The organism is Streptomyces sp. NPDC111606, assembly GCF_055656945.1.
The window spans coordinates 886,877-911,250 of the sequence record NZ_JBVKBY010000001.1; the positions used below are offsets into that span (position 1 = coordinate 886,877).

The 24,374-nt window shown below is 71.6% G+C and carries 20 protein-coding genes and 1 tRNA gene; 12 read left to right on the forward strand and 9 right to left on the reverse strand.

The window, feature by feature from the left end; all coding sequences use genetic code 11:
- Nucleotides 1-3: 3 nt before the first annotated feature.
- A tRNA-Asn gene (locus tag ACZ7M7_RS04105) sits at nt 4-76 on the reverse strand.
- A 156-nt stretch (nt 77-232) separates the two neighbouring features.
- On the opposite strand from ACZ7M7_RS04105, the gene ACZ7M7_RS04110 reads away from it, so the two are divergent.
- The 4 genes from ACZ7M7_RS04110 to ACZ7M7_RS04125 all read left to right on the forward strand — a co-directional run bounded on the left by ACZ7M7_RS04110 (nt 233) and on the right by ACZ7M7_RS04125 (nt 6,030).
- Nucleotides 233-541 carry a YtxH domain-containing protein gene (locus ACZ7M7_RS04110; RefSeq protein WP_328881859.1) on the forward strand — a complete coding sequence of 103 codons (309 nt, stop codon included), beginning with the start codon at nt 233-235 and terminating at the stop codon, nt 539-541.
- 201 nt (nt 542-742) lie between these two features.
- Nucleotides 743-2,197 carry a xylulokinase gene (locus ACZ7M7_RS04115; protein WP_369270864.1) on the forward strand — a complete coding sequence of 485 codons (1,455 nt, stop codon included), beginning with the start codon at nt 743-745 and terminating at the stop codon, nt 2,195-2,197.
- Between the two features lie 171 nt (nt 2,198-2,368).
- Nucleotides 2,369-4,102 carry an ABC transporter ATP-binding protein gene (locus ACZ7M7_RS04120; protein WP_383595521.1) on the forward strand — a complete coding sequence of 578 codons (1,734 nt, stop codon included), beginning with the start codon at nt 2,369-2,371 and terminating at the stop codon, nt 4,100-4,102.
- Nucleotides 4,102-6,030 (forward strand): ABC transporter ATP-binding protein, encoded by a 1,929-nt coding sequence (locus tag ACZ7M7_RS04125; protein ID WP_383624464.1) that lies wholly within the window; start codon nt 4,102-4,104, stop codon nt 6,028-6,030. The genes ACZ7M7_RS04120 and ACZ7M7_RS04125 overlap by 1 nt, the downstream gene beginning before the upstream one ends.
- Before the next feature lie 154 nt (nt 6,031-6,184).
- Here the strand turns inward: ACZ7M7_RS04125 and ACZ7M7_RS04130 are convergent, their stop codons facing one another.
- From ACZ7M7_RS04130 to ACZ7M7_RS04150, 5 genes are all read right to left on the reverse strand, one after another.
- Entirely contained in the window at nt 6,185-7,498 is a 1,314-nt protein-coding gene (locus ACZ7M7_RS04130) for an RNA polymerase sigma factor (RefSeq protein ID WP_472112575.1), read from the reverse strand.
- A 114-nt stretch (nt 7,499-7,612) separates the two neighbouring features.
- Nucleotides 7,613-9,514: a DNA primase gene (gene dnaG, locus ACZ7M7_RS04135; RefSeq protein ID WP_472112578.1), complete on the reverse strand. Its 1,902-nt coding sequence runs from the start codon at nt 9,512-9,514 to the stop codon at nt 7,613-7,615.
- Between the two features lie 107 nt (nt 9,515-9,621).
- Nucleotides 9,622-10,887, reverse strand: a complete 1,266-nt coding sequence (locus tag ACZ7M7_RS04140) for an NAD(P)/FAD-dependent oxidoreductase (RefSeq protein WP_472112581.1) — start codon at nt 10,885-10,887, stop codon at nt 9,622-9,624.
- 171 nt (nt 10,888-11,058) lie between these two features.
- Nucleotides 11,059-12,312: a deoxyguanosinetriphosphate triphosphohydrolase gene (locus ACZ7M7_RS04145; protein ID WP_472112584.1), complete on the reverse strand. Its 1,254-nt coding sequence runs from the start codon at nt 12,310-12,312 to the stop codon at nt 11,059-11,061.
- Between the two features lie 176 nt (nt 12,313-12,488).
- Nucleotides 12,489-13,361 (reverse strand): sirohydrochlorin chelatase, encoded by an 873-nt coding sequence (locus ACZ7M7_RS04150; protein ID WP_472112587.1) that lies wholly within the window; start codon nt 13,359-13,361, stop codon nt 12,489-12,491.
- Nucleotides 13,362-13,583: 222 nt separating this feature from the next.
- Here ACZ7M7_RS04150 and ACZ7M7_RS04155 point away from each other — a divergent pair, with 222 nt between their 5' ends.
- From ACZ7M7_RS04155 to ACZ7M7_RS04165, 3 genes are all read left to right on the forward strand, one after another.
- Nucleotides 13,584-14,270: a SanA/YdcF family protein gene (locus tag ACZ7M7_RS04155; protein ID WP_472112590.1), complete on the forward strand. Its 687-nt coding sequence runs from the start codon at nt 13,584-13,586 to the stop codon at nt 14,268-14,270.
- Nucleotides 14,271-14,445: 175 nt separating this feature from the next.
- Nucleotides 14,446-14,742: a hypothetical protein gene (locus tag ACZ7M7_RS04160; protein ID WP_383595498.1), complete on the forward strand. Its 297-nt coding sequence runs from the start codon at nt 14,446-14,448 to the stop codon at nt 14,740-14,742.
- Between the two features lie 201 nt (nt 14,743-14,943).
- Nucleotides 14,944-17,142: a molybdopterin oxidoreductase family protein gene (locus tag ACZ7M7_RS04165; RefSeq protein ID WP_472112594.1), complete on the forward strand. Its 2,199-nt coding sequence runs from the start codon at nt 14,944-14,946 to the stop codon at nt 17,140-17,142.
- A 389-nt stretch (nt 17,143-17,531) separates the two neighbouring features.
- Here the strand turns inward: ACZ7M7_RS04165 and ACZ7M7_RS04170 are convergent, their stop codons facing one another.
- Complete coding sequence (locus ACZ7M7_RS04170; protein WP_383595492.1) at nt 17,532-17,966, reverse strand: gamma-glutamylcyclotransferase family protein; 435 nt, start codon at nt 17,964-17,966, stop codon at nt 17,532-17,534.
- A 283-nt stretch (nt 17,967-18,249) separates the two neighbouring features.
- Between ACZ7M7_RS04170 and ACZ7M7_RS04175 the strand changes: the two genes are divergently transcribed.
- The 4 genes from ACZ7M7_RS04175 to ACZ7M7_RS04190 all read left to right on the forward strand — a co-directional run bounded on the left by ACZ7M7_RS04175 (nt 18,250) and on the right by ACZ7M7_RS04190 (nt 22,136).
- On the forward strand, nt 18,250-19,896 hold the full coding sequence (locus tag ACZ7M7_RS04175) for a M4 family metallopeptidase (RefSeq protein ID WP_472112598.1): 1,647 nt from the start codon (nt 18,250-18,252) through the stop codon (nt 19,894-19,896).
- A 308-nt stretch (nt 19,897-20,204) separates the two neighbouring features.
- Complete coding sequence (locus ACZ7M7_RS04180) at nt 20,205-20,771, forward strand: phosphotransferase (protein WP_472113916.1); 567 nt, start codon at nt 20,205-20,207, stop codon at nt 20,769-20,771.
- A 24-nt stretch (nt 20,772-20,795) separates the two neighbouring features.
- The gene (locus ACZ7M7_RS04185; RefSeq protein WP_472112601.1) at nt 20,796-21,314 is read left to right on the forward strand and encodes a hypothetical protein; all 519 of its coding nucleotides are present in this window, start codon (nt 20,796-20,798) and stop codon (nt 21,312-21,314) included.
- Between the two features lie 117 nt (nt 21,315-21,431).
- Nucleotides 21,432-22,136, forward strand: coding sequence for a class F sortase (locus ACZ7M7_RS04190; protein ID WP_472112604.1), 705 nt, complete (start codon nt 21,432-21,434; stop codon nt 22,134-22,136).
- Here ACZ7M7_RS04190 and ACZ7M7_RS04195 read toward each other — a convergent pair.
- Nucleotides 22,074-22,520 carry a winged helix-turn-helix transcriptional regulator gene (locus ACZ7M7_RS04195; protein WP_451166934.1) on the reverse strand — a complete coding sequence of 149 codons (447 nt, stop codon included), beginning with the start codon at nt 22,518-22,520 and terminating at the stop codon, nt 22,074-22,076. The genes ACZ7M7_RS04190 and ACZ7M7_RS04195 overlap by 63 nt on opposite strands.
- Before the next feature lie 97 nt (nt 22,521-22,617).
- On the opposite strand from ACZ7M7_RS04195, the gene ACZ7M7_RS04200 reads away from it, so the two are divergent.
- Nucleotides 22,618-23,526: an NAD(P)-dependent oxidoreductase gene (locus ACZ7M7_RS04200; protein ID WP_472112607.1), complete on the forward strand. Its 909-nt coding sequence runs from the start codon at nt 22,618-22,620 to the stop codon at nt 23,524-23,526.
- Between the two features lie 34 nt (nt 23,527-23,560).
- On the opposite strand, the gene ACZ7M7_RS04205 is transcribed toward ACZ7M7_RS04200, so the two are convergent.
- Complete coding sequence (locus ACZ7M7_RS04205) at nt 23,561-24,343, reverse strand: sulfite exporter TauE/SafE family protein (RefSeq protein WP_472112610.1); 783 nt, start codon at nt 24,341-24,343, stop codon at nt 23,561-23,563.
- Nucleotides 24,344-24,374 lie beyond the last annotated feature (31 nt).

Below are 24,374 nucleotides of genomic sequence, written 5' to 3' on the forward strand. Positions count from 1 at the left end.
GAGCTCCCCCGACTGGACTCGAACCAGTAACCTGCCGGTTAACAGCCGGCTGCTCTGCCAATTGAGCTACGGAGGAATGCCTCGTTTGCATCGAACGCACCTACCTGGGTATTCGCCAGGGGGCGTGCGCTCGCTGCGACACATACATTAGCGCAAGCAGGGGGGTGCTCCGCCAATCGGTTCCCCCCGGCGCCGACGCACCAGGGACCTACGCAAGGGAAGGGTGGCCGCCATGCGCTACCGACTCACGTTCGTCATCGGACTCGCCGTCGGTTACGTCCTCGGCACACGCGCCGGACGCGAGCGCTACGAGCAGCTCAAGAAGTCCGCGCGCCAGGTCGCGCAGAACCCCGCCGTCCGCAACACCGCGGAGACGGCGGCACAACAGGGCCGCGTCTTCGCCGGCAAGGCCTACCACACGGTGAGCGACAAGGTGGGCGACCGAGTCCCCGAGTCCGTCGCCCAACGAGTCCGCTCCCTGCGCGAACGCAGCGCCCACAACGGAGGCGCAGAGGACGACTGGGGCACCAGCAACACGTAACAGGACCTGTCGGATGCTTGGGGTATCAGTACCTCTTGGGCGCCGGTCCCTGCGACGCCGCCAGGGGCGCGGGGCTGGGTCGATTTGCGGCTCCGCCGCGTGGCGCGACCAGCCCCACACAACCCGCACCCGAAATCCTGCACGCACCCCCTACGACGCCCACGGCCCAAGCAAGCGCAGCGCTACGGCACAATTTGGGCCATGGGGATAGTCGCCGGGTTGGACAGTTCGCCCGATTTCACTCGCATCGTCGTCTGCGACGCGGACACAGGCGCCGTGCTCAGGCAGGGGTATGCCCCGCACCCGGTGGAGTCGCCGGACGGAACCGCGCGCCCCTCCGACGTGGATCCGCAGGCCTGGCTGCTCTCCCTCGGTGAGGCGGCGGGCGGCGGGCTGCTCGAAGGTGTGCAGGCCATCGGCGTGTCGGCGCAGCAGAACGCGGTGGTGCCGCTCGACGCGCAGGGCAACACCGTGCGCCCCGCGATGGTCGGCGGCGACAAGCGGGCGCAGGTCGCGGCGGCCGATCTGATCGACGCGCTGGGGGGACGCGAGGCGTGGGCACAGGCCGTGGGGTGTGTGCCGCAGGCCGCTCAGCCGGTGACGAAGCTGCGCTGGCTCGCCAAGACCGAGCCGGAGAACGCCGTACGCGCCGCCGTTCTCCTGCAGGCGCACGACTGGCTGGTGTGGCAGCTGCTCGGCCGGCCTGTGAGAAGGACCACGGACCGCGGCGGCGCCTCCGGCACCGGGTACTGGTCGGCGGCGACCGGCGCCTACCGCAGCGATCTCGTCGAGCTGGCGCTCGGCCACCAGGCGATGCTGCCCGAGGTGATCGGGCCCGCCGAAGCGGCCGGTACGACGCCGGAGGGGCTGCTGATCTCGGCGGGGACCGGCGAGACCATGGCCGCCGCCTTCGGGCTCGGCATCGGGCTCGGCGACGCCGTGGTGTCGCTCGGCGCCTCCGGGTCCGTGATGGCGGTGCACCCCGAGGCACTCGTCGACAGCAGCGGGATGATCACCTCGCTGGCCGATGCGACGGGCATGCACCTCCCGGTCGTCACCACCCTCAACGCCGTACGCACCCTGCGTGGCGCCGCCGAACTCCTCGGCGTGGCCGATCTGGAGGGTCTGTCCGACCTGGCGATGAAGTCGACGCCGGGCTCGCACGGCCTCGTGCTGCTGCCCTATCTGGAGGGTGAGCGGACGCCGCATCTGCCGCACACGGCGGGCATGCTGGCGGGGCTGCGGCGGGAGTCGATGAAGCCGGAGCATCTGGCGCGGGCGGCGTTCGAGGGCATGCTGTGCGGGCTCGCGGACGCGCTGGACGTGCTGCGCGGGCGGGGTGTCGAGGTGCGGCGGATCTTCCTGCTGGGTGCGGCGGCCGAGCTGTCGGCGGTGCAGGCGGCGGCGCCCATGCTCTTCGGTGCGCAGGTCGTCGTACCGCAGCCCGCGGACTACGCGGCGATCGGCGCGGCCCGGCAGGCCGCCTGGGCGCTGGGCGTGTCGCAGGGCACGCTCGACCCGCGGACCCCGCCGGTCTGGCAGGGCGCATCCGCGCAGGTCCTGGAGCCGGGTGAGGAGCTGGCGGTGGGGCAGGCGGTGCGGCAGCAGTTCGTGTCGGTGCGGGAGCAGACGCATCCGGGGGCGTTCCGGCCGTAGTGCCGCGGCGCGCGGCCCGGTGGAACGTAAGAGACCGGTAGGAGTTCGCACCCGGAAGGCCGTATGAAGCGGCTCTGACGGATTAATCGGTTGAGGTAACGCGGCCGGAGTGTTCGACGATAGGGGCCAGGGGCAACCAATCGCCCCGTCGTCGACTCCGAGAGAAGCAGCGTGCTCATACGACTTCTGCGGACCTACCTCAGGCCCTACAGAAAACCCATCGCCTGGCTGGTGCTGCTGCAGTTCCTGCAGACCTGCGCCACGCTCTACCTGCCCACGCTGAACGCGGACATCATCGACAAGGGCGTCGTCACCGGCGACACCGGTTACATCCTGTCCTACGGCGCCCTGATGATCGGCATCTCGCTGGCGCAGGTGGTGTGCAACATCGGTGCCGTGTACTACGGCGCCCGCACCGCGGCGGCGCTCGGCCGGGATGTGCGGGCCGCCGTCTTCGACCGGGTGCAGTCGTTCTCGGCACGTGAGGTGGGCCACTTCGGCGCGCCCTCGCTGATCACCCGTACGACCAATGACGTCCAGCAGGTGCAGATGCTGGCGCTGATGACGTTCACGCTGATGGTGTCGGCGCCGATCATGTGCGTGGGCGGCATCGTGCTCGCCCTCGGCCTGGACGTGCCGCTGTCCGCGGTGCTGGTGGCCGTGGTGCCGGTCCTCGGCATCAGCGTGACCTTGATCGTTCGCCGGCTGCGGCCGCTGTTCCGGGCCATGCAGGTGCGCCTCGACACGGTGAACCGGGTGCTGCGCGAGCAGATCACCGGCAACCGTGTGATCCGCGCCTTCGTGCGCGACGAGTACGAGCAGCACCGCTTCCGCAAGGCCAACGTCGAGCTCACCGACATGGCGATGGGGACGGGCAAGCTGCTCGCGCTGATGTTCCCGATCGTCATGACGGTGGTGAACCTGTCCTCGATCGCAGTGGTGTGGTTCGGCGCCCATCGCATCGACAGCGGCGGGATGCAGATCGGTGACCTGACGGCGTTCCTCGCCTATCTCATGCAGATCGTGATGTCCGTGATGATGGCCACCTTCATGTTCATGATGGTGCCGCGCGCGGAGGTCTGCGCCGAGCGCGTCCAGGAGGTCCTGGACACGTCGTCGAGCGTGGTGCCGCCGGTCGCGCCGGTGCGGGAGCTGCGCCGGCACGGTCATCTGGAGATCCGGGGTGCCGGGTTCCGCTACCCGGGTGCCGAGGAGCCGGTGCTGAAGTCGATCGACCTGGTCGCGCTGCCGGGCGAGACGACCGCCGTCATCGGTTCGACGGGCAGCGGGAAGTCGACCCTGCTGGGGCTCGTCCCGCGGCTGTTCGACGCGACCGACGGGCGGGTGCTCGTGGACGGGGAGGACGTGGCGGCCATCGATCCCCAGGTGCTCGCCAGGACCGTCGGACTGGTGCCGCAGAAGCCGTATCTGTTCGCCGGGACCGTGGCGACCAACCTGCGCTACGGCAATCCGGACGCGACGGACGAGGAGCTGTGGCAGGCGCTCGAGGTGGCGCAGGCCAAGGAGTTCGTCGAGCGGCTGGAGGGCGGCCTGAACGCGCCGATCTCGCAGGGCGGGACCAATGTCTCCGGTGGTCAGCGGCAGCGGCTGGCGATCGCGCGGACGCTGGTCCAGCGTCCGGAGATCTATCTCTTCGACGACTCCTTCTCCGCCCTCGACTACGCCACCGACGCCGCCCTGCGTGCGGCGCTCGGGCGCGAGACCGCCGAGGCGACCGTCGTCATCGTCGCCCAGCGGGTGGCGACCATCCGGGACGCGGACCGGATCGTCGTGCTCGACGAGGGGCAGGTCGTCGGCACGGGCCGGCACCACGAGCTGATGGCGGACAACGAGACCTACCGGGAGATCGTGCTCTCCCAGCTGACGGAAGCGGAGGCTGCCTGATGGCCGGGCCGATGGGGCGGATGATGGCCGGCGGCGGCCCCGATCAGCGCTCGCTGGACTTCAAGGTCTCGGGCAGGCGGCTGGTCGCGCAGTTCAAGCCCGAACGGGTCACCATCTACGCGCTGCTGGTCTGCGTGGTCGTGAGCGTGGGCCTGTCGGTCGCCGGGCCGAAGATCCTCGGTACCGCCACCGACCTGGTCTTCGCGGGCATCGTCGGGCGGCAGTTCGAGTCCGGGATGAGCAAGGAGCAGGTCCTCGCGGCCATGCGGGAGCGCGGCGACAACCAGATCGCCGACATGCTGCGCAGCACCGACTTCACGCCCGGCCAGGGCATCGACTTCGACGCGGTGGGGAACGTACTGCTCTTCGCGCTCGCCGTGTTCCTCGTCGCCGGTCTGCTGATGGCGGTGGCGACGCGGCTGGTGAACCGGGCCGTGAACCGGACGATGTACCGGATGCGTGAGGACGTCCAGACGAAGATGTCGCGGCTGCCGCTGTCGTACTTCGACAAGAGCCGGCGCGGTGAGGTGCTGTCCCGGGCGACCAACGACATCGACAACATCGGGCAGACCCTCCAGCAGTCGATGGGCCAGCTGATCAACTCCGTGCTCACCATCATCGGTGTGCTGGCGATGATGTTCTGGGTGTCATGGCTGCTGGCGCTGGTCGCGCTGGTGACCGTACCGCTGTCGTTCGTGGTCGCCACGCGCGTCGGCAAGCGGTCGCAGCCGCACTTCGTGCAGCAGTGGCGCACGACCGGCAAGCTCAACGCGCACGTCGAGGAGATGTACACCGGGCACACCCTGGTGAAGGTTTTCGGGCGGCAGGAGGAGTCGGCGCAGCAGTTCGCCGAGCAGAACGAGGCGTTGTACGAGGCCGGGTTCAAGGCGCAGTTCAACAGCGGGGTCATGCAGCCGCTGATGCTGTTCGTGTCGAACATCAACTACGTCCTGGTCGCGGTGGTCGGCGGTCTGCGGGTGGCGTCCGGCTCGCTGTCCATCGGAGATGTGCAGGCCTTCATCCAGTACTCGCGGCAGTTCTCGATGCCGCTGACGCAGGTCGCGTCGATGGCGAACCTCGTGCAGTCGGGTGTCGCGTCGGCGGAGCGGATCTTCGAGCTGCTGGACGCCGAGGAGCAGGACGCGGATCCCGTGCCGGGTGTGCGGCCGGAGGAGCTGCGGGGGCGGGTGGCGCTGGAGGGCGTGTCCTTCCGGTACGACCCGGAGAAGCCGCTGATCGAGGACCTGTCGCTGGCGGTGGAGCCCGGGCACACGGTCGCGATCGTCGGGCCCACGGGTGCCGGCAAGACGACCCTGGTGAACCTGCTGATGCGCTTCTACGACGTCTCGTCCGGGCGGATCACCCTCGACGGGGTCGACATCGCCCGGATGTCCCGGGACGAACTGCGGGCCGGTATCGGGATGGTGCTGCAGGACACGTGGCTGTTCGGCGGCACGATCGCGGAGAACATCGCGTACGGCGCCTCTCGGGAGGTCACCCGGGGCGAGATCGAGGAGGCGGCCCGTGCCGCCCACGCCGATCGGTTCATCCGTACGCTGCCCGACGGGTACGACACGGTGATCGACGACGAGGGCAGCGGGGTCAGCGCCGGTGAGAAGCAGCTGATCACCATCGCTCGGGCGTTCCTGTCGGATCCGGTGATCCTGGTCCTCGACGAGGCGACGTCGTCTGTCGACACCCGTACGGAAGTCCTGATCCAGAAGGCCATGGCGAAGCTGGCGCACGGGCGCACGTCGTTCGTGATCGCACACCGGTTGTCGACCATCCGGGACGCGGACACGATCCTCGTCATGGAGAACGGTTCGATCGTGGAACAGGGCGCGCACGGGGAGCTGTTGGCGGCCGACGGGGCGTACGCGCGGTTGTACAAGGCGCAGTTCGCGCAGGCGGTGGCGGAGGTGGACTGAGTCGCGTTCGGGGGTGTCACGTGGTGTCGCGGGGCGGCTGCGGGTCCGTTGTGGCTGGTCGCGCAGTTCCCCGCGCCCCTGAAGGGCGCTGACTGCACGCACCTGAGGGCCGCGGGGAACTGCGCGACCAACCCCCACCGGCCCGCAGACGGCATCAGTCCAGGTAGCCCCTCAGCTGATCCGCAAATGCGTGATCCCTGAGCTTGTTGAGGGTCTTCGACTCGATCTGGCGGATGCGTTCCCGCGTCACGCCGAAGATGCGGCCGATCTCCTCCAGCGTGCGCGGGCGCCCGTCCGCGAGGCCGTACCGCAGCTGAACGACCTTGCGCTCGCGCTCGCCCAGAGTCGACAGCACCGCCTCCAGGTGCTCCCTGAGCAACAGAAACGCCGCCGACTCCACCGGCGACGCCGCGTCGCCGTCCTCGATGAGGTCGCCGAGCGCCACGTCGTCCTCCTCGCCCACCGGCGCGTGCAGCGACACCGGTTCCTGGGCCAGCCGCAGCACCTCGCTGACCCGCTCGGGCGGCAGGTCGAGGTGGGCGGCCACCTCGTCCGGCGTCGGTTCGTAGCCGCGTTCCTGGAGCATGCGCCGCTGGACGCGGACGACCCGGTTGATCAACTCGACGACGTGGACCGGCACTCGGATGGTGCGGGCCTGGTCGGCGAGGGCGCGGGACATGGCCTGCCGGATCCACCAGGTGGCGTACGTCGAGAACTTGTAGCCACGGGCGTAGTCGAACTTCTCGACGGCCCGGATCAGGCCGAGGTTCCCCTCCTGGACGAGGTCGAGCATGGTCAGCCCGCGGCCGACGTACCTCTTCGCCACGGACACGACGAGGCGCAGGTTCGCCTCGATCAGACGGCGCTTGGCCATCCGGCCCATGACGACCAGGCGGTCCAGGTCGAGGGCGAGGCGGCTCTCCAGGTCGGGGGTGGTGCTCAGCTTCTCCTCGGCGAACAGGCCCGCCTCGACGCGGCGGGCGAGCTCGACCTCCTCGGCCGCGGTGAGCAGGGGAATGCGGCCGATCTCCCGCAGGTACTGGCGGAACAGGTCGGAGGAGGGTCCGCTGTTGTCGGCGGCGCGAGAGCGGGCCGGCAGCGGTGCTTCCACCGGCTGGGCGGCGTCGGTGCCGCCGTCCAGCGCCCCGACGGGCGGCTCCGCGGGCTCGGGCGTGGCCCCCGGCTCCGACTCGGGGTGGTGCGCGACACGGCTCTGCGGCGGGACCGCGACGAGAACGTCGGTCTCCGCGTCCGGCTCCGTGCCGTCCGTACTCTTGTCGGTCTCGATCAGGGTCTGGGTCTGCACGGGGGCGACCTCCAGGATGATCGCTGCCGATGCATACGGCAGCGCTGCTTCGAGGGCGGAGTCGGCGGCCTCGCCGCTGTCCGTCCCGTACGCGATGAGCGGAACCGCGGGGGTGTGGGACCCGTGGGGAACGGGTCGGCCGCGCTCCGAGGACTCAGGCACCGGAACCCAGTGTGGAGTACGACACATCGCCGCCACGAGGGGCGTGCGGTGACTTTTTGCGTCCGGTCCGTGACCGCGTGGTTACCCTGCCGTTCGCGGAAGCCCGCGGATCGGTCAGAGCGCCGCGGCGCCCTGCCCCTGCAATGCCTGGTCGTACTGCTGCAGCACCCACAGTTCGTTCTGCACGGCGGCGAGTTGGGCGGGGTCGCCGCCCGTCGACAGGCGGGTCATCTGGGACTGGATGTCGCGGATCCGGCGCTCCACCGCGCGGCGGCGGACCTGGACCAGCACCGTGCCCGCGTACACCTCGTCCACGGTGCGGCGCATGATCGGCTCGACCGCCAACTCCGTGACCATCGCGCGGACCTGGTCGTCGGGAGCCGCCTCGCGGACGCGGACCAGGTACTCCTGCGGGTCCTGGATGCCGTACTCCGCGCCGCCCGCGTCCATGATCGTCTGGCGTACGGCGGCGTAGGGCGCGGCGGTGAACTCGTCGACGCCGTACGCGTCGAAGGCCGGGGAGGCCAACTCGGGGCGCTGGAGGGCGAGTTTGAGCAGCTCGCGCTCGGTGGCGTAGACCGGGTTGCGCAGGGTGAGGGCCGGCCCGGAGCTGCGAGGGCCGGGGGCGGCGTCGTACTGACGGGAGTCGCGGGACTGCGGGGCCGGGCCGCGGCCGCCCCGGTCGCGTGCCCAACGCGCCAGCTGTGCCACCCGCTTGACGACGAACTGGGTGTCCAGGATGCCGAGCAGGCCGGCGAGCTGGACGGCCACCTCGTGCTGGGCGCCGCTGTTCTTGATGCGGGCGACGATCGGGGCCGCCTCGTCCAGCGCGGCGGCTCGGCCCGCCGGGGTGTCGAGGTCGTAGCGCAGGACGATCTGGCGCAGCGCGAACTCGAAGAGCGGGGTGCGCGGTTCGGCCAGGTCGGCGACCGCGTCGTCGCCCTTCGCCAGGCGCAGTTCGCAGGGGTCCATGCCGTCCGGCGCGATGGCGATGTACGTCTCCGCCGCGAACTTCTGGTCGTCCTCGAAGGCGCGCAGGGCCGCCTTCTGGCCGGCCGCGTCGCCGTCGAAGGTGAAGATGACGCGGGCCGAGCCGTTGTCCATGAGCAGTCGGCGCAGGATCTTGATGTGGTCGCCGCCGAAGGCCGTACCGCAGGTGGCGATGGCGGTGGTGACGCCGGCGAGGTGGCAGGCCATGACGTCCGTGTAGCCCTCGACGACGACCGCGCGGCTCGACTTCGCGATGTCCTTCTTGGCGAGGTCGATGCCGTAGAGGACGTTGGACTTCTTGTAGATCGCCGTGTCGGGGGTGTTGAGGTACTTGGGTCCGTTGTCCGCCTCGTACAGCTTGCGGGCGCCGAAGCCGACCACGTCGCCGCCGATGTCGCGGATCGGCCACATCAGGCGGCCCCGGAAGCGGTCGATGGGGCCGCGGCGGCCCTCCTGCGACAGCCCGGACAGGAGCAGTTCCTTGTCGGTGAAGCCCTTGCCGCGCAGATAGCGGGTCAGGTGGTCCCAGCCCTGGGGGCTGTAGCCGACGCCGAAGTGGACGGCGGCGGCCTGGTCGAAGCCGCGCTCGGCGAGGAAGATCCGGCCGGTGTCGGCCTCGGGGCCGCTCGCCAGCTGCTCGGCATACCAGTCGGCGGCGACCTTGTGGGCCTCGACCAGGCGGATCCGCTCACCGCGCTGGTGCGACGGGTTGTACCCGCCCTCCTCGTAGCGCAGGGTGATGCCGGCCTGGCCGGCGAGCCGCTCGACCGCCTCGGAGAAGGAGAGGTGGTCGACCTTCATCACGAACGTGATGGTGTCGCCGCCCTCCTGGCAGCCGAAGCAGTGGAAGAACCCCTTGCTCGGGCTGACCTGGAAGGACGGCGACTTCTCGTCATGGAAGGGGCACAGCCCCTTGAGGTTCCCGCCCCCGGCGTTGCGCAGCTGGAGGTACTCGGACACCACGGCGTCGATCGGGACCGCGTCCCGTACCGCCTTCACGTCCTCGTCATTGATCCGTCCTGCCACAGGGTGATTCTACGGGGCAGAACTGACACTCCTCGGGCGAGTCGGGTCTCCGGCCGGGGGTCCGGGGGTTGGCCCCCGGGAATTGCAGCACGGTGGTGGACTGACACCTACGGTGCGAGGCTGTCGAGTGGAATGTGCGGGTCCGCCAGGGCGTCCGTGTTCACCTGTGCCTTCGAGCGGATCAGCTGCTGAATGGGGTCTGTGACGTCCCACACGTTCACGTTCATCCCGGCCAGCACCCGGCCGTCCTTCACCCAGAACGCGATGAACTCCCGCTTCCCGGCGTCCCCGCGGATCACCACCTCGTCGTACGACCCCGGCGGCGCCCATCCGCTGTACTCCATCCCCAAGTCGTACTGGTCGGAGAAGAAGTAGGGCACGCGGTCGTAGGTGACGTCGCGGCCGAGCATCGCGCGCGCCGCCGCCGGGCCGCCGTTGAGCGCGTTGGCCCAGTGCTCCACGCGCAGCCGGGTGTCGAAGAGGGCGTGCGGGAAGGAGGCGACGTCGCCGGCCGCGTAGACGTCCGGGTCGGAGGTGCGCAGCCGCTCGTCGACCACGACGCCGCGGCCGTAGGCACGGTGGGCGATCTCCAGTCCGGCCGACTCCGCCAGCGAGGTGCGCGGGGCGGCGCCGATGGCCGCCAGGACGTCGTGCGCGGGGTGCTCCTCGCCGTCGTCCGTGCGGACGGCCAGCACCATGCCGTCCTGCCCGACGATCTCCGTCAGCCGCCGCCCGAAGTGGAAGCGCACCCCGCGCTCACGGTGCAGCTCGCCGAAGAGCCCGCCCAGCTCGGGGCCGAGCACCCCGTGCAGCGGCGTCGGCTCCGGCTCGATCACGGTGACCTCGGCGCCGTACTCGCGGGCCGCCGCCGCGACCTCCAGGCCGATCCACCCGGCGCCGGCGATCACGATGTGCCCGTTGTCCCGGCCGAGGGAAATCAGGACGCCCTTGAGGCGCTCGGCGTGCGCGAGCCGGCGCAGGTGGTGGACGCCGGTCAGGTCCGTGCCCGGAATGTCCAGGCGGCGCGGCTCGGCGCCGGTGGCCAGCAGGAGCTTGTCGTAGTGGACGACGGTGCCGTCCTCGCCGAACCGCACCGTCTTCGCCGTACGGTCGATCGCGTCGACGGTCTGGCCGAGGTGCAGCTCGATGTCGTTGCGCGCGTACCAGGCGGGTTCGTGCACGAAGACGCTGTCGCGCTCCTCCTTGCCTAGGAGGTAGCCCTTGGACAGCGGCGGCCGCTCGTACGGGTGGTCGCGCTCGTCGCAGATCAGTATCACCCGCCCGGTGAAGCCCTCCGCTCGGAGCGTCTCGGCCGCCTTCGCGCCGGCGAGTCCGCCTCCGACGATGACGAATGTCTGATCCGCGTCGACCACTTGATGCCTCCTCGTAAGGGTGCCGCCACATGAGCGTCCCGCACGCAGCGTGATGCGGGAAGAGGGGGTGACCCGATCAGGCCACGCAGGGTCACTTTCGAGTGCCCGTTCGCCACAGGTGCCTCACCCGCACCGCTCGGGTGAGCGCACCGCCCTGTGTCCCGGGCCCCTTCAGGCCCGCTGCGTGAGCCGTGTGTGCAGGGTGCGGGCCGACGCGTCCGTCAGGGAGGCGATCTGGTCGACGATCACGCGCTTGCGGGCGCGGTCGTCCTCGGCTTCGTCGAACAGGGCCCGGAACTGCGGGTCCAGCCCGTCGGGCGCGCGGGCGGTGAGCGCCTCGGCCAGTTCCGCGACGACGATGCGCTGGTGGGCGCGCAGCCGCTCCTGCTCGGCGCGCTGCATGACGTACCGGTCGGCGACGGCCTTGAGGACCGCGCACTCCAGGCGGGTCTCGTGCGGTACGACGAGTTCGGCGGCGTAGCGGGAGAGCCGGCCGGCGCCGTACGCGGTGCGCGTGGCGCTCTCGGCGGCCAGGCAGAACCGGCCGATGAGCTGGCTGGTGGCGTCCTTCAGGCGGGCCTGGGCGACGGCCGAACCGTCGTAGCCGTGCGGCCACCACGGTTCTTCCTGGAGCCGGTCGAGGGCGGCGGCCAGCTCGGCCGGGTCGGTGGCCTCGGGGACGTACCGCCCGATGGCGACCTCGAAGATCGCCTGCCGCTCCGGCTCGGCGTGCAGGCAGTTGGGGTCGATGTGGCCGGCGTGCAGGCCGTCCTCGACGTCGTGCACCGAGTACGCCACGTCGTCGGACCAGTCCATGACCTGGGCCTCGAAGGTGATGCGGGTGCCGGGGGCGTCCTTGCGGACCCAGTCGAAGACGGGGCGGTCGTCCTCGTAGACGCCGAACTTCGAGGACTTCGGGTCGGTCGGGTGGGCGCCGCGCGGCCAGGGGTACTTGGTGGCGGCGTCGAGGGTGGCGCGGGTGAGGTTGAGGCCCACGGAGCCCTCCGGCGTGAACCGCTTGGGTTCGATGCGGGTGAGGAGCCTCAGGGACTGGGCGTTGCCCTCGAAACCGCCGCAGTCCTCGGCGAATTCGTTCAGTGCCACTTCGCCGTTGTGGCCGAAAGGGGGGTGGCCGAGGTCGTGGGAGAGGCAGGCCGCTTCCACGAGGTCGGGGTCGCAGCCGAGCGCTGCGCCGAGCTCTCGGCCGACCTGGGCGCACTCAAGGGAGTGGGTCAGGCGGGTGCGGGGGCTGGGGTCCCAGGCCTGGCTGTGGGTTCCTGGGGTGACTACCTGTGTCTTGCCGGCGAGTCTTCTCAGGGCCGCGGAGTGGAGTACTCGGGCACGGTCGCGTTGGAAGGCCGTGCGGCCCGGTCGTTTGTCGGGCTCGGCTGCCCAGCGTTCGACTGCCGACTCGTCGTAGTACATGCACCGACAGTACGGGCAGACACTGACAAACGGAGGGCAGTGTTGCGCCTACTCGTCTGCCGGGTTCGGTTCGTTTGCGAGTGCGGGTTGTGGGGGCTTGTCGCGCCCACGCGGCGGAGCCGCATATCGATACGCCCCGCGCCCCTTAAAGGCAAGGCGTCGCCCGGCCCTGCGCTCTAAGCCGACGCCAGTTCCGGTGTTGTCGTCAGCGGCGTTGCGGCAGTGCTGTCGTAGCGGTGGAGGAGGAGACGGGCCATCGCCGGGTGGGTGCCCAAGGGGGCCGAGGCGATCCATGGGGCCGCCTGGGCGCACTCTGTCGCGAAGCGGCCGGGGGCTGTGAAGTACGAGGCCACCGCCACTCTCGTGCGGCCCCGGGCCGCCAGGGCGGTGATGGCCTCCGGGACGGTCGGTGTCGCCGTCGTCGCGTAGGCCGGGATCACCGGGACGCCCAGGCGGTTGGCCAGGAGGTGGGCCGTGCGGGCCGTGTCGACCTTGGACTCGGGGTCGCGGGAGCCTGCCGCGGCCAGCACGACCGCGCTCGCGCGGCGGGTCGGCTCGTCCATGCGGTTGCGCCAGCCGGCCTCGACGAGGCGGGCGTACAGGGCCTCGACCAGCAGGGGGTGCGGGCCCAGTGCGGGGGCCACGCGCGCGTGGACGTCGGCTTCGGCGGCCATCTCGGGGATGTCCCGCTTGACGTGGTAGCCGCGGCTGAGGAGAAGGGGGACGAGGATCGCCTCGCGGGTGCCGAGGGCGGCGAGGGTGTCGGGGAGCAGCGGCTCGTTCAGCTCGATGTGGCCGAGGTGGACCGGCAGGCCGGGGCGCAGGGCACGGACCTTGTCGAGAAGCGCGCGTACGGTGCTCAGGGCGCGCGGGTCGCGGCTGCCGTGGGCCACGACGACGAGCGCTGGCGGTTCGGGGCGCCGTCTGCCGTCGAGCGAGACGAGGCTGAGCTGGCTGGCGAGCTGGCTGCTGATCCGGTTCATGATGTGCGCCGTACTGTCGAGGTGGACCGTCGTGGACTCGTCGTGAAGCGGGTTCGACGCCGTCATGAACCGATGGTGGCGGCGGGACGTTGCCTCCCCGTTGCGCGGGAATGACGGGTTTTTACACCGGGTTCACCGCGGGGGGTACGGGGTGTGTGAGGTGGGGTGACCTGCGGTTTCGCAGCCGGAGTGAAGCTGGTCACGTCGCCCGGAGTGAACCGCGGGGGCTGACAGGACGTCCCTGAGTGTCGAGGACAGGCGGTTCGCCGACCGGGGAGGGACCATCACATGCGCCGACCGAAGCTGCGAGGACCACGTCTGCCGCGCACCCGCGCCGGGCAGCGGCGGCTGGTGCAGGCCGTGATGTCGGCGTGCGTGCTGGGGCTGCTTCCGGCCACCTGGATGTACGTCGTGACCGGCGACCGGCTGCACACCACGGCCGACGTGCCGCGCACCGATGTCGCCGTCGTCTTCGGCGCCGGCCTGTGGGAGGGCGAGCCGTCCCCCTACCTCGCGCACCGGCTCGACGCGGCGGCCGAGCTGTACCGCGACGGGCGCGTCGAGGTCGTCCTCGTCACCGGCGACAACAGCCGCAAGGACTACGACGAACCCGACGCCATGCGGACGTATCTGACCCGGCACGGCGTGCCCGGCTCCCGCATCGTCAGCGACTACGCCGGCTTCGACACCTGGGACTCCTGCGTCCGCGCGAAGAAGATCTTCGGCGTCGACGAGGCGGTGCTGATCAGCCAGGGCTTCCACATCCGGCGGGCGGTCGCGCTGTGCCAGGAGGCGGGGGTGACGTCGTACGGCGTCGGGGTCGACGCCAAGCACGATGCCACCTGGTACTACGGCGGCTCGCGGGAGATCTTCGCGGCCGGCAAGGCGGCCCTGGACGCCGTGTTCGAGCCGGACCCCCGGTTCCTCGGGCGGCGGGAGGCGGGGGTGGCGAACGCGTTGGCGGCGGAGCGGTGAGGCGCCCGGGCGGGGCGGCGCACGCTCTTACGCGCAGGTTTTGACGCGCGCACGCCAGCCAACCGCGTGAAGAGCCAGGCGGAAGCTATCCGTAGTCGGTCAACTACCCATAGTTTCCATAGCAGTGCGGGGGCGGATCGGACCGCCCGCCGCGACCTGGGGGAAAGGACACGTGATGACTCGTCTTCGCTCGCTGTTCGCCACGGCTGCCGTGGTGGCACTGCTCACCGGGGCTACCGCCGCGGGAACCGCCACCGCGGCCGAGGCCGCTGACGCGAGGGAGCCGGGCTGCGCCCACGTCGTCGACTACGGCTACGGCTGGGCGGACATCTGGAACGAGTGCGGGTACACGATCTACGCGACCGTCGAGGTCGACGGGTTCGACCCGCCGTGCATCCAGATCGGTCCGGGCGCGATCGCAAGGATCGGTCTGGAGCCCGGCGACACTCCGTACTACGCCTACGAGTGCTGACCAAGGGCGTCCTCTGACCAAGGACCGTCCCTGACCGGGCGGGAGCAGGGCCCATGCCTGCTCCCGCCCTTCGGCATGCGCGGCCGTGTCGGCAGGAACGGCACCCCTCACGGCGCCCCGACGCGGGCGAAGAGGTCACCGTCCCGGGCGCGTAACAGGGAGCCGTGCCGCACGTAACACGCCCGAAGCACGCTGAACGACATGCCGAACTCCGCGACGCCCACGCACTGCCCGTACTGCGCCCTGCAGTGCGGTATGAACCTCACGCCTCTGCAGGGCGGGGGTGTCGCGGTGGTCGAGCGGCCGGACTTCCCGGTGAACAAGGGGGCGCTGTGCGGCAAGGGCCGTACGGCGCCCGCGGTGCTGGAATCGAGCGTCCGCCTGACCTCGCCGCTGGTGCGGTCGGGCGGCACGCTCGTGCCGGCCACCTGGGACGAGGCGCTGGACCGCGTCGCGGAGGGCCTGGCCCGCACGCGTACGGAACATGGCCCGGACGCGTGCGGCGTCTTCGGCGGCGGCGGTCTGACGAACGAGAAGGCCTACAGCCTCGGCAAGTTCGCGCGGATCGTGCTCGGCACCTCGCAGATCGACTACAACGGCCGCTTCTGCATGTCGTCGGCGGCCGCGGCCGGGATCAAGGCGTTCGGCCTGGACCGGGGGCTGCCGTTCCCGCTGGAGGACATCCCGCGCACCGGCTGCGTCATCCTCGTCGGCTCCAACCTCGCGGAGACGATGCCGCCCTCGCTCCGCTTCTTCAACGAGCTGCGCGAGAACGGCGGCACGCTCATCGTCATCGACCCGCGCCGCACGAAGACCGCCGAGCAGGCCGACCTGCACCTGGCACCCCGCCCCGGCACCGACCTCGCGCTGGCCCTCGGGCTGCTGCACCTGGTCGTCGCCGAGGGACGGGTGGACGAGGAGTACGTCCAGGAGCGCACGGCCGGCTGGGAGGACGCGCGGGCCGCGGCGATGGCGCACTGGCCGGAGTACGTGGAGCGGATCACGGGGGTGTCCGTTCCTGAACTCCGGCAAGCCGTACGGCTGTTCTGCGAGCCGGAGCACGCGATGGTGCTCACCGCGCGCGGACCCGAGCAGCAGTCCAAGGGCACGGACACCGTGGGCGCGTGGATCAACCTGTGCCTGGCGACGGGACGGGCGGGCAGGCCGCTGTCCGGGTACGGCTGTCTCACCGGGCAGGGCAACGGGCAGGGCGGGCGCGAGCACGGTCAGAAGGCCGACCAGTTGCCCGGCTACCGCAAGCTGGACGACCCGGCGGCTCGGCGGCATGTCGCCGAGGTGTGGGGCGTCGACCCGGACAGCCTGCCCGGGCCGGGGCGCAGCGCGTACGAGCTGTTGGACGCGCTCGGCACGGACATCAGGTCGCTGCTGCTGATGGGCTCCAACCCGGTGGTGTCGGCGCCGCGAGCCGCGCATGTCGAGGACCGGATCAAGTCCCTTGACTTCCTTGCGGTGTGCGACGTGGTGCTGTCGGAGACGGCGGCCCTCGCGGACGTCGTCCTTCCGGTCACCCAGTGGGCGGAGGAGACGGGCACGACGACCAACCTGGAGGGCCGGGTGCTGCTGCGCCGGCGCGCGATCAGCCCGCCGGAGGGCGTGCGCAGCGACCTGGAGGTCATGCACGAGCTCGCGGTGCGGCTGGGTGACGGAAAGGGAACGGCCCCGGAGAAAGGCTTCCCGACCGACCCCGAGGAGGTCTTCGAGGAACTGCGGCGGGCCAGTGCGGGCGGGGCGGCGGACTACTCGGGGATCACGTATCGCAGGCTGGCGGAGGAGAACGGGGTGTTCTGGCCGTGCCCTGCGGTGACCGACGCCGGCGACGAGGGCTCCACGGACTGCGAGGACGCCTCGCTGGACGTGACCGCAGCGGCCGGTGACGACGACCCGGCGCAGGACGGCGAGGCCGCCGGCGCGGTGCATCGCGGCACGCCCCGCCTCTTCCTCGACCGGTTCGCCACGCCGGACGGACGGGCGCGGTTCGTCCCCGTGTCGTACCGGGCGGCCGCCGAGGAACCCGACGACGAGTACCCGGTCCTCCTCACGACCGGCCGGGTCGTGGCGCAGTACCAGTCCGGCGCCCAGACCCGCCGCGTCGAGGAACTGAACGCCGCCGCGCCGGGCCCGTTCGTGGAACTGCACCCCCGGCTGGCGGCGCGGCTCGGGGCGGCCGAGGGCGACCCGGTGGCCGTGGTCTCGCGCCGGGGCCGTGCGGTGGCCCCCGCCCGCATCACGACCGGCATCCGCCCGGACACCGTCTTCATGCCCTTCCACTGGCCGGGCGAGGGCCGCGCCAACACCCTGACCAACCCGGCACTCGACCCGACGTCACGGATGCCGGAGTTCAAGGCGTGCGCGGTACGGGTGGAGGCGGTGAAATCTTAGGCGGGTGGGGCGTGTTGGGCTGTTGGGCGCGCCGCCAAGCTGCTGGGCGGCTGCCCGGCTCAGTCGGGGGCCCGACCGGTTGGGCGGGCACGCGGCTCGGGTTGGGTGGGCACGCCCGACTCGGTTGGCCGGGCACTCGGATCAGCCGGGCGGACACTCGCCTCAGCCCCGCCACGCTTGGCTCAGCCGGGCGGCCGCTCGACTCGGCAGCCGGACACTGAGCACAGCAGCACTGACGCTGGACACAGCCGCGCGGACACCCGGCTCAGCCGCGCCGACGCTCAACACAGCCACATCTACGCTCAACACGGCCACACGGCCACGCGACTCAGCAGCACCCACGCTCAACACGGCCGGACCGCCGTCACTCAGCCGTGCCGCACTCCGCCTCAGCCAAGCGGCCGTCTCGCCCAATCGCCGCTCTCGATGAGCCTGCCGCGGGTACGCAGGCGGGCCGCGACCGGGGGTGCCGCGACATACACCCACGCCTGTACGGGCGTTCCGTCGGTGTCGCGGAGCACCTCGCGGGCGACGCGTTCGTAGAGGCTGCTCGGGTCGTTCGGGGCGTACTCCTCCAGGTGGTCCAGGGCGGCGAGGAGGGCGGGGTACTCCTCGGACCGGGCCGTGACGAGGTCGCCGTACACCGTGCCGCGCCCGCCCAGGGCCTCGACGGCGTACGGGTAGCCGGGGCCGTCGTACAGCACCGCCCCGGTCAGTCGTGCCGGTTCCTCGGTGAGGGTGCGGCCGCGCAGGAAGGCGTCGTGGTTGGGCTCGCCGGGGCGGAGGGTGCCGTAGACGAAGAAGGGCAGGGGCGGCGGGGTCACTTCGGGCCGTCTCCTCGGCGCCGGCGCGGCGCAGGGCTGGGGCTGGGCGGGTGGCCGGGGGCCTGGGCGGCCGGCCGAGGCGCAGCGTACCGGCCGGGGGCGCGCGGTCGGGGTACCGGCCTCGGCGGCGCGGTGGGCACAGGTGCGCACACCAGGATCACCGCCTTCGCAGAAACGGTCCTCTCCCCTCACACACCTGCACGTACTCACCCTGTCCACGGCATGCGCACGGCCCCTTGAATCTTGGTCATCTTCTGTGCTCCCGCCCGCTCGAAGGAGACCGATGAGCCGAATACGGCCGCACCTGAGTGGTTCCCGACTCGCCACGGCCGGCATCGTCGCCGCCACCGCAACCCTGATGGCCACCACGCTCTCCCCCAACGCCGGCGCGGACGACAGTCCGACCCGGGCCACCGCGCTGAAGAACGCGGCGGCGGCCCTGAAGGAGGAGGCGGGGAGCCTGGGGCTGACGGCCGCGCAGGACACCACCGTGCGGGACGTGATCGTGGACGCGGACGGCGCCCAGCACGTCCGCTACGACCGCACCTACCGCCAACTCCCCGTCCTGGGCGGCGACTTCGTCGTGCACCTGGCGAAGGACGGTACGTATCGCAGCGCCACCCGCGCGACCGGGGACGCGCTCTCCCTGTCGAGCGTGACGCCCAAGGTCTCGGCGCCGAAGGCGGCCGACCTCGCGGCGACCGTGCTGCGCGCGGCCAACGTCGGCGAGACGCTGAGGAGGCTCACGTCCAAGCCCGAGCTGGTGGTCGACGCCCTGCACAGCGCCCCGAAGCTGGCCTGGCGGACCGACGCCGTCGCCCAGGACTCCGCCGGCAACCCGGTCGCCCACACGGTACTGACCGACGCCCGCACCGGGGCGCGGATCGACGCGTGGGACAGCATCGAGAAGGCGTCCGGCGACGGGAAGTCGCTGTACGCGGGCACGGTGCCGCTGGAGACGACGGCGTCGGGGTCGGCGTACCAGTTGAAGGACGCCACGCGCGGAGGCACGTACACCGGGGACGCGGCCAACAAGACCGACCTGTGCATCCTGACCATCTGCCTGAGCCGCGCCCCGTCGACGGTCTTCACGGACACCGACAACCGCTGGGGCACCGGCGCGGCGAGCGACCGTGCGACGGCCGCGGTGGACGCCCAGTACGGCACGGACGTGACGTGGGACTACTACAAGGACGTCCACGGCCGTAACGGCATCGCCGGTGACGGCAAGGGCTCGTTCAACCGTGTGCACTACGGGAACGACTACAACAACGCCTTCTGGGACGACAGTTGCTTCTGCATGACGTACGGCGACGGTGACGGCACCCAGCTCGGACCGCTGGTGTCGCTGGACGTGGCCGGCCACGAGATGACGCACGGCGTGACGTCGAAGACGGCCGCGCTGACGTACTCGGGCGAGTCCGGTGGCCTGAACGAGGCGACGTCGGACATCTTCGGGTCGCTCGTGGAGTTCCACGCGGGCAACTCCGCGGACCCGGGCGACTATCTGATCGGCGAGAAGGTCGTCCGGTCGGGGCTCGGCCGGAGCGCCCTGCGGTACATGGACAAGCCGTCGAAGGACGGCGTCTCGGTCGACTGCTGGAGCACGGGGACGGCGGACCTCGACGTCCACTACTCGTCGGGCATCGGCAACCACTTCGCGTATCTGCTGGCCGAGGGCAGCGGGGCGAGGACGGTCAACGGGGTCAGCTACAACTCGCCCACCTGTGACGGTTCTTCGGTGACGGGGATCGGCCGGGGGAAGCTCGGCAAGATCTGGTACCGGGCGTTGACGGTGTACATGACGTCATCGACGAACTACGCGGGGGCGCGGTCTGCGACGCTCAGTGCGGCGAAGGACCTCTACGGGGCCGGGAGTGCGGAGTACTCCGCGGTCGGGGCGGCCTGGAAGGCCGTGAACGTGGGCTGAGTTGTCGGGTCCGGCAGCGGGGTCGGATACGCCCCCGCTGCCGTCCGGCCCTCCTCCCCCCCCCCCCCCCCGCCGGGACGGACAACGCCATGTACCGGCTGGGCGACGACATGGCCGTACGGCTGCCCCGACGCGTACGACGCGCCGCTGACCGAACTGCGGGATGCTGCCGGGGAGTTGGGGCGTTTCACTGCGGCGCTACGGAGCGTGGACGTGGGTGAGGGCCCGCCGTCCTACCGAGGCGGACCGGTCGGCGCAGATGACGCCGACGTCCGGGCCGCGACCGTGACCTGGGTGCCGCGGGCACGCTGGACGCGGCGGCGGCGAGGGCAGCCCGGGAGTACGTCCTGCGCCTTCCGCAGTGGGACGCCGCCCCCGTCCGGCTCCACGGCGACCTCCTCCCGGGCAGCCTCCTGACCTCCTCCGGCCGCCTCACCTCGGTCATCGACTTCGGCGAGGCGACGTGGGCGCGGGGGCGGGGGTGGGCGCTGCGCTTCGGGCTGACGGCGGAGCACCACTACGGCGAGGTCTGCGGGAACGGCACGAATCCGGTGCTGGCGGGGTTGGGCGCCGAGCGGTGGCCGAGGTGCCGGCGGAGTGGGCTTCTGGGGACGCGTCCGGCTGAACCGGCCGACACCGAGTCACCCGTTCACACCCCCCTCCCCCACCCAACCCATTCTCTTCCCCCAACCCACCCCGAACCCGGCACTGACCTGCTGAAACAGTGCCGGCCCCAACCTTGTCCCCCTCCCGCACGACACCCGTTCACCCCATTCCGGCGCCTTCTCGGGAAGCGCTCGTGGCGTGGTGGCCCTTTGCTCGGAAGGGCAGGGCTCGGCCGAGGCGGCGGCACTTGGGGGTGCCGCGGGTCGTGAGTCCGTGCGCTCGGAGGAGCTTCGATGCGACGTACCGCCCGTCTGCTGACCGGGACCGCGCTGGCGGTCGGCGCCGTCGGTCTCGTCGTCGCACCCGCGTACGGCGGCGACGATGGTGACCTGAAGGTCTCCCCGGCCTCGGTCGTACCGGGCGGGCAGGTCACCGTGGACACGGCCGCCTGCCGGAACGGCGGTGCGGCGGGCGACGCGAGCGCGGTCGGTGCCGGTTCCTTCTCGCTGGCGCCGGGCACGGACGATCAGGACGCGACCGGGCAGTTCCGGGTGCCGCCGAGCGCGCAGCCGGGGACCTACGAGATCGTCGCGACCTGCGCCGACGGCGGGCGGAAGGTGACGGGCGACCTGGTCGTCACGCTGACGGCCGCGAGCGGGCAGGTGCATCCGAAAGGAAGTGTGAAGACGGGGGTCGGCGGCGCGTTCGGCCGCGACCCCGTGCAGACCGCGGCCGGCGTGACGGCTCTCGCCGTCGCCGCCGCGGGCGGTACCTGGCTCCTGCATCGCCGGGCGAGAGGCGACGGGATCTGACGGACACCCTCCGCTGTCCGTCGCCGGTACCGCACGTCCCCTCCCCCTCCGGGTCCGACGCCCCTCGCGGCCCGGAGGGGGACGAGGGCGAACCGAGGAGAGTCCCAGGAGGCTCACGTGCGCAGTCGCAGTCGTCGCGGTCGCAGGAGCGTCGGCAACGCCGCCATAGCCGCCGCCACCGCCCTCGCCCTGTGCTCCGGGGCCTGGCTCCTGACCAACGGCACCGAGACGCACGCCCCGCCGCAGCCGTCGGCCGCGCAGGCAGGTGCCAGGAAGGGTGCCGACGCGAGGGCCCACGCAGAGGCCCGCGAGACCGCTGCCGCTGACGAGACCCCACGAGCCGACCACACCGCCGCCCCCGCACTCCCCCCGTCCCCTCCGGACCACATCCGCATCCCCTCGATCCGCGTCTCCGCTCCCCTCATGGGCCTCGGGCTGACGAAGACGGGCAGCCTCGATGTGCCGCCCGCCGAGCGGAAGAACCTCGCCGGGTGGTACGAGGCCGGCACCACGCCCGGTGAGACCGGCACCGCGATCGTCGCCGGCCACGTCGACAACGCCGAAGGGCCCGCTGTCTTCTACCGCCTCGGCGCCCTGAAGAAGGGCAGCACGATCGAGGTGGAGCGGCGCGACGGCGGCACGGCGCTGTTCTCGGTGGACGCCGTCGAGGTCTACGACGCCGAGGCCTTCCCCGACGAGAAGGTGTACGGCCCGGCACCGCGCCCCGAGCTGCGGGTGATCACCTGCGGTGGCGGTTACTCACGGAGGACCGGGTATCAGGGCAACGTCGTCGTGTTCGCGCATCTCACCGGCAGTCGCTGAATCCGGCGTCGCGGACCCGTGCGCCTCCTCGGCCGACTTCCGGGCCGGCTCCCCTGCGCCGCCCAGGATGTTCTCCCGGCCCCAGGCCCCGAGCGGGCCCAGCGCCACGTTGAGCGAGACCCCGAGCGGCGTCAGCGAGTACTCCACCCGCGGCGGCACCTCGTCGTACGCCTCCCGGTGCACGATCCCGTCCGCCTCCAGCTCCCGCAGCTGGGCCGCGAGCACCTTCTCCGTCACGCCGGGCAGCTCGCGCCGCAGCTCCCCGAAGCGGTACGGCCGCTGATGGAGCGCCCAGAGAATGAGCACCTTCCACTTGCCCCCGACCACGTCCATAGCCGCGTCGATCCCGCAGACGTACGCCCCCGGCCGCCTTCCGATCCCCATGCTGCCGTCCTCCTGCCTGGACTCATTCCCCGTGGTAACCACCCACTCCAAAGTGCGTACTTGAGCAGGCGATTCCCCTACCACGAGCCTAAACGCCATGACTGACAACGCCCCTGCGCCCAGCAGGATCCCGACCCCCGCCCCGCTCACCCTTCTCGGCACCGGTGCCATGGGCACCGCCCTGGCCCGCGCCTGGCTCGCCGCCGGCCATCCGGTCACCGTCTGGAACCGCACGCCCGCCCGGGCCGAACCCCTGGCCGCCGAGGGCGCGACCGTCGCCGCGAGCGCCGCCGACGCGGTGGCCGCGAACCGGCTGGTCGTCGTCTGCCTCCTCGACGACGCCTCGGTCGGCGAGGCCCTCGACGGTGCCGACCTGTCCGGCCGTGACCTGGTGAACCTCACCACCGGCACCCCCGCTCAGGGCCGCTCCCGCGCCGCGTGGGCAACAGCGCGCGGCGCCCGTTTCCTGGACGCCGGGATCATGGCCGTACCGCCGATGATCGGGGACGCGGAGTCAGGGGCGTACGTCTTCTACAGCGGCTCCCCCGAGCTGTTCGAGGAGCACGGCGCGACCCTCGCCGTCCCGGCCGGCACCCGTTACGTCGGCGCGGACGTCGGCTTCGCCGCGCTGCACGACGTGGCGCTGCTGAGCGCGATGGACGGCATGTTCGCGGGCGTGCTGCACGCGTTCGCGCTGATCCGCCGCGAGGACATCGCCCCGACGGACTTCGCGCCGCTGCTGGTGTCGTGGCTCGGCGCGATGGCGCCCGCCGCGCACCAGGCCGCCGAGCAGCTGGAGAGCGGCGACTACGGCAAGGACGTCGTGTCCAACCTCGCCATGCAGGTCGCGGGCAACGCCACGCTGCTGGCCACGGCCGAGGAGCAGGGCGTGAGCGCCGAGCTGCTGACGCCGTACACGACCCTCATGGAGCGGTGGCTCGCCGCGGGCCATGGCGACGAGGACACCACCGGCATGGTCGAACTGCTCGACCTGCGGCAGAAGTAGTCCCCAGGGTTCCCGGGGCTCCAAGGAGCTCGGCCTACGCCAGCCACTGCTCGTACGCCAGCTTCGCCACCAGCGCGAACACCACGGTCAGCAGCACCGCCCGCACGAATCCACTGCCCTGCTTCAGTGCCGTACGGGCTCCCAGCGTGCCGCCCGCCAGGTTGAAGACGGCCATCACCGCGGCGAGCTGCCACAGGACCGTGCCCTGCCAGGCGAAGGTGGCGAGCGCACCGGCGTTGGTGCAGCAATTGACGATCTTCGCGGTGGCGGAGGCGGTGACGAGGTCGAGGTGGAGCATCGCGGTGAGGGAGAGGACCAGGAACGTGCCGGTGCCGGGGCCGATCAGCCCGTCGTAGAAGCCGATGCCCAGGCCGGCCAGGCCGATCGCGGCGAGGGTCCGGCGGCGGGAGGCCGGGCCCGTCGCCGGTGCCGTGCCGAACGCCGGGCGCAGGATCACGAAGGCGGCCACGGCGAGCAGCACCACCATGATCACGGGCTTCAGCACCTCGGTGCTCATGCCGGCCGCGAAGAAGGCGCCGCCGGAGGAGCCCGCGAGCGCCGCGAGACCGATGCGTACGGCGAGCCGTACGTCCACGGGTGCCTTGCGGGCGTACGTCACCGCGGCGCCCGAGGTGCCGACGATCGCGACCGCCTTGTTGGTGCCGAGCGCGTACGCGGCCGGGGTGCTCGCCGGGAGGCCGAGCAGCAGGGCCGGGAGCAGCAGGAGGCCGCCGCCACCGACCACGGCGTCGATCCAGCCGGCCGCGAGGGCCGCGAGGCACAGGACGACGACCATGGTCAGCGATATGTCGGGCATGATCGCGACCCTAGGCAGACGATGCGTGTGC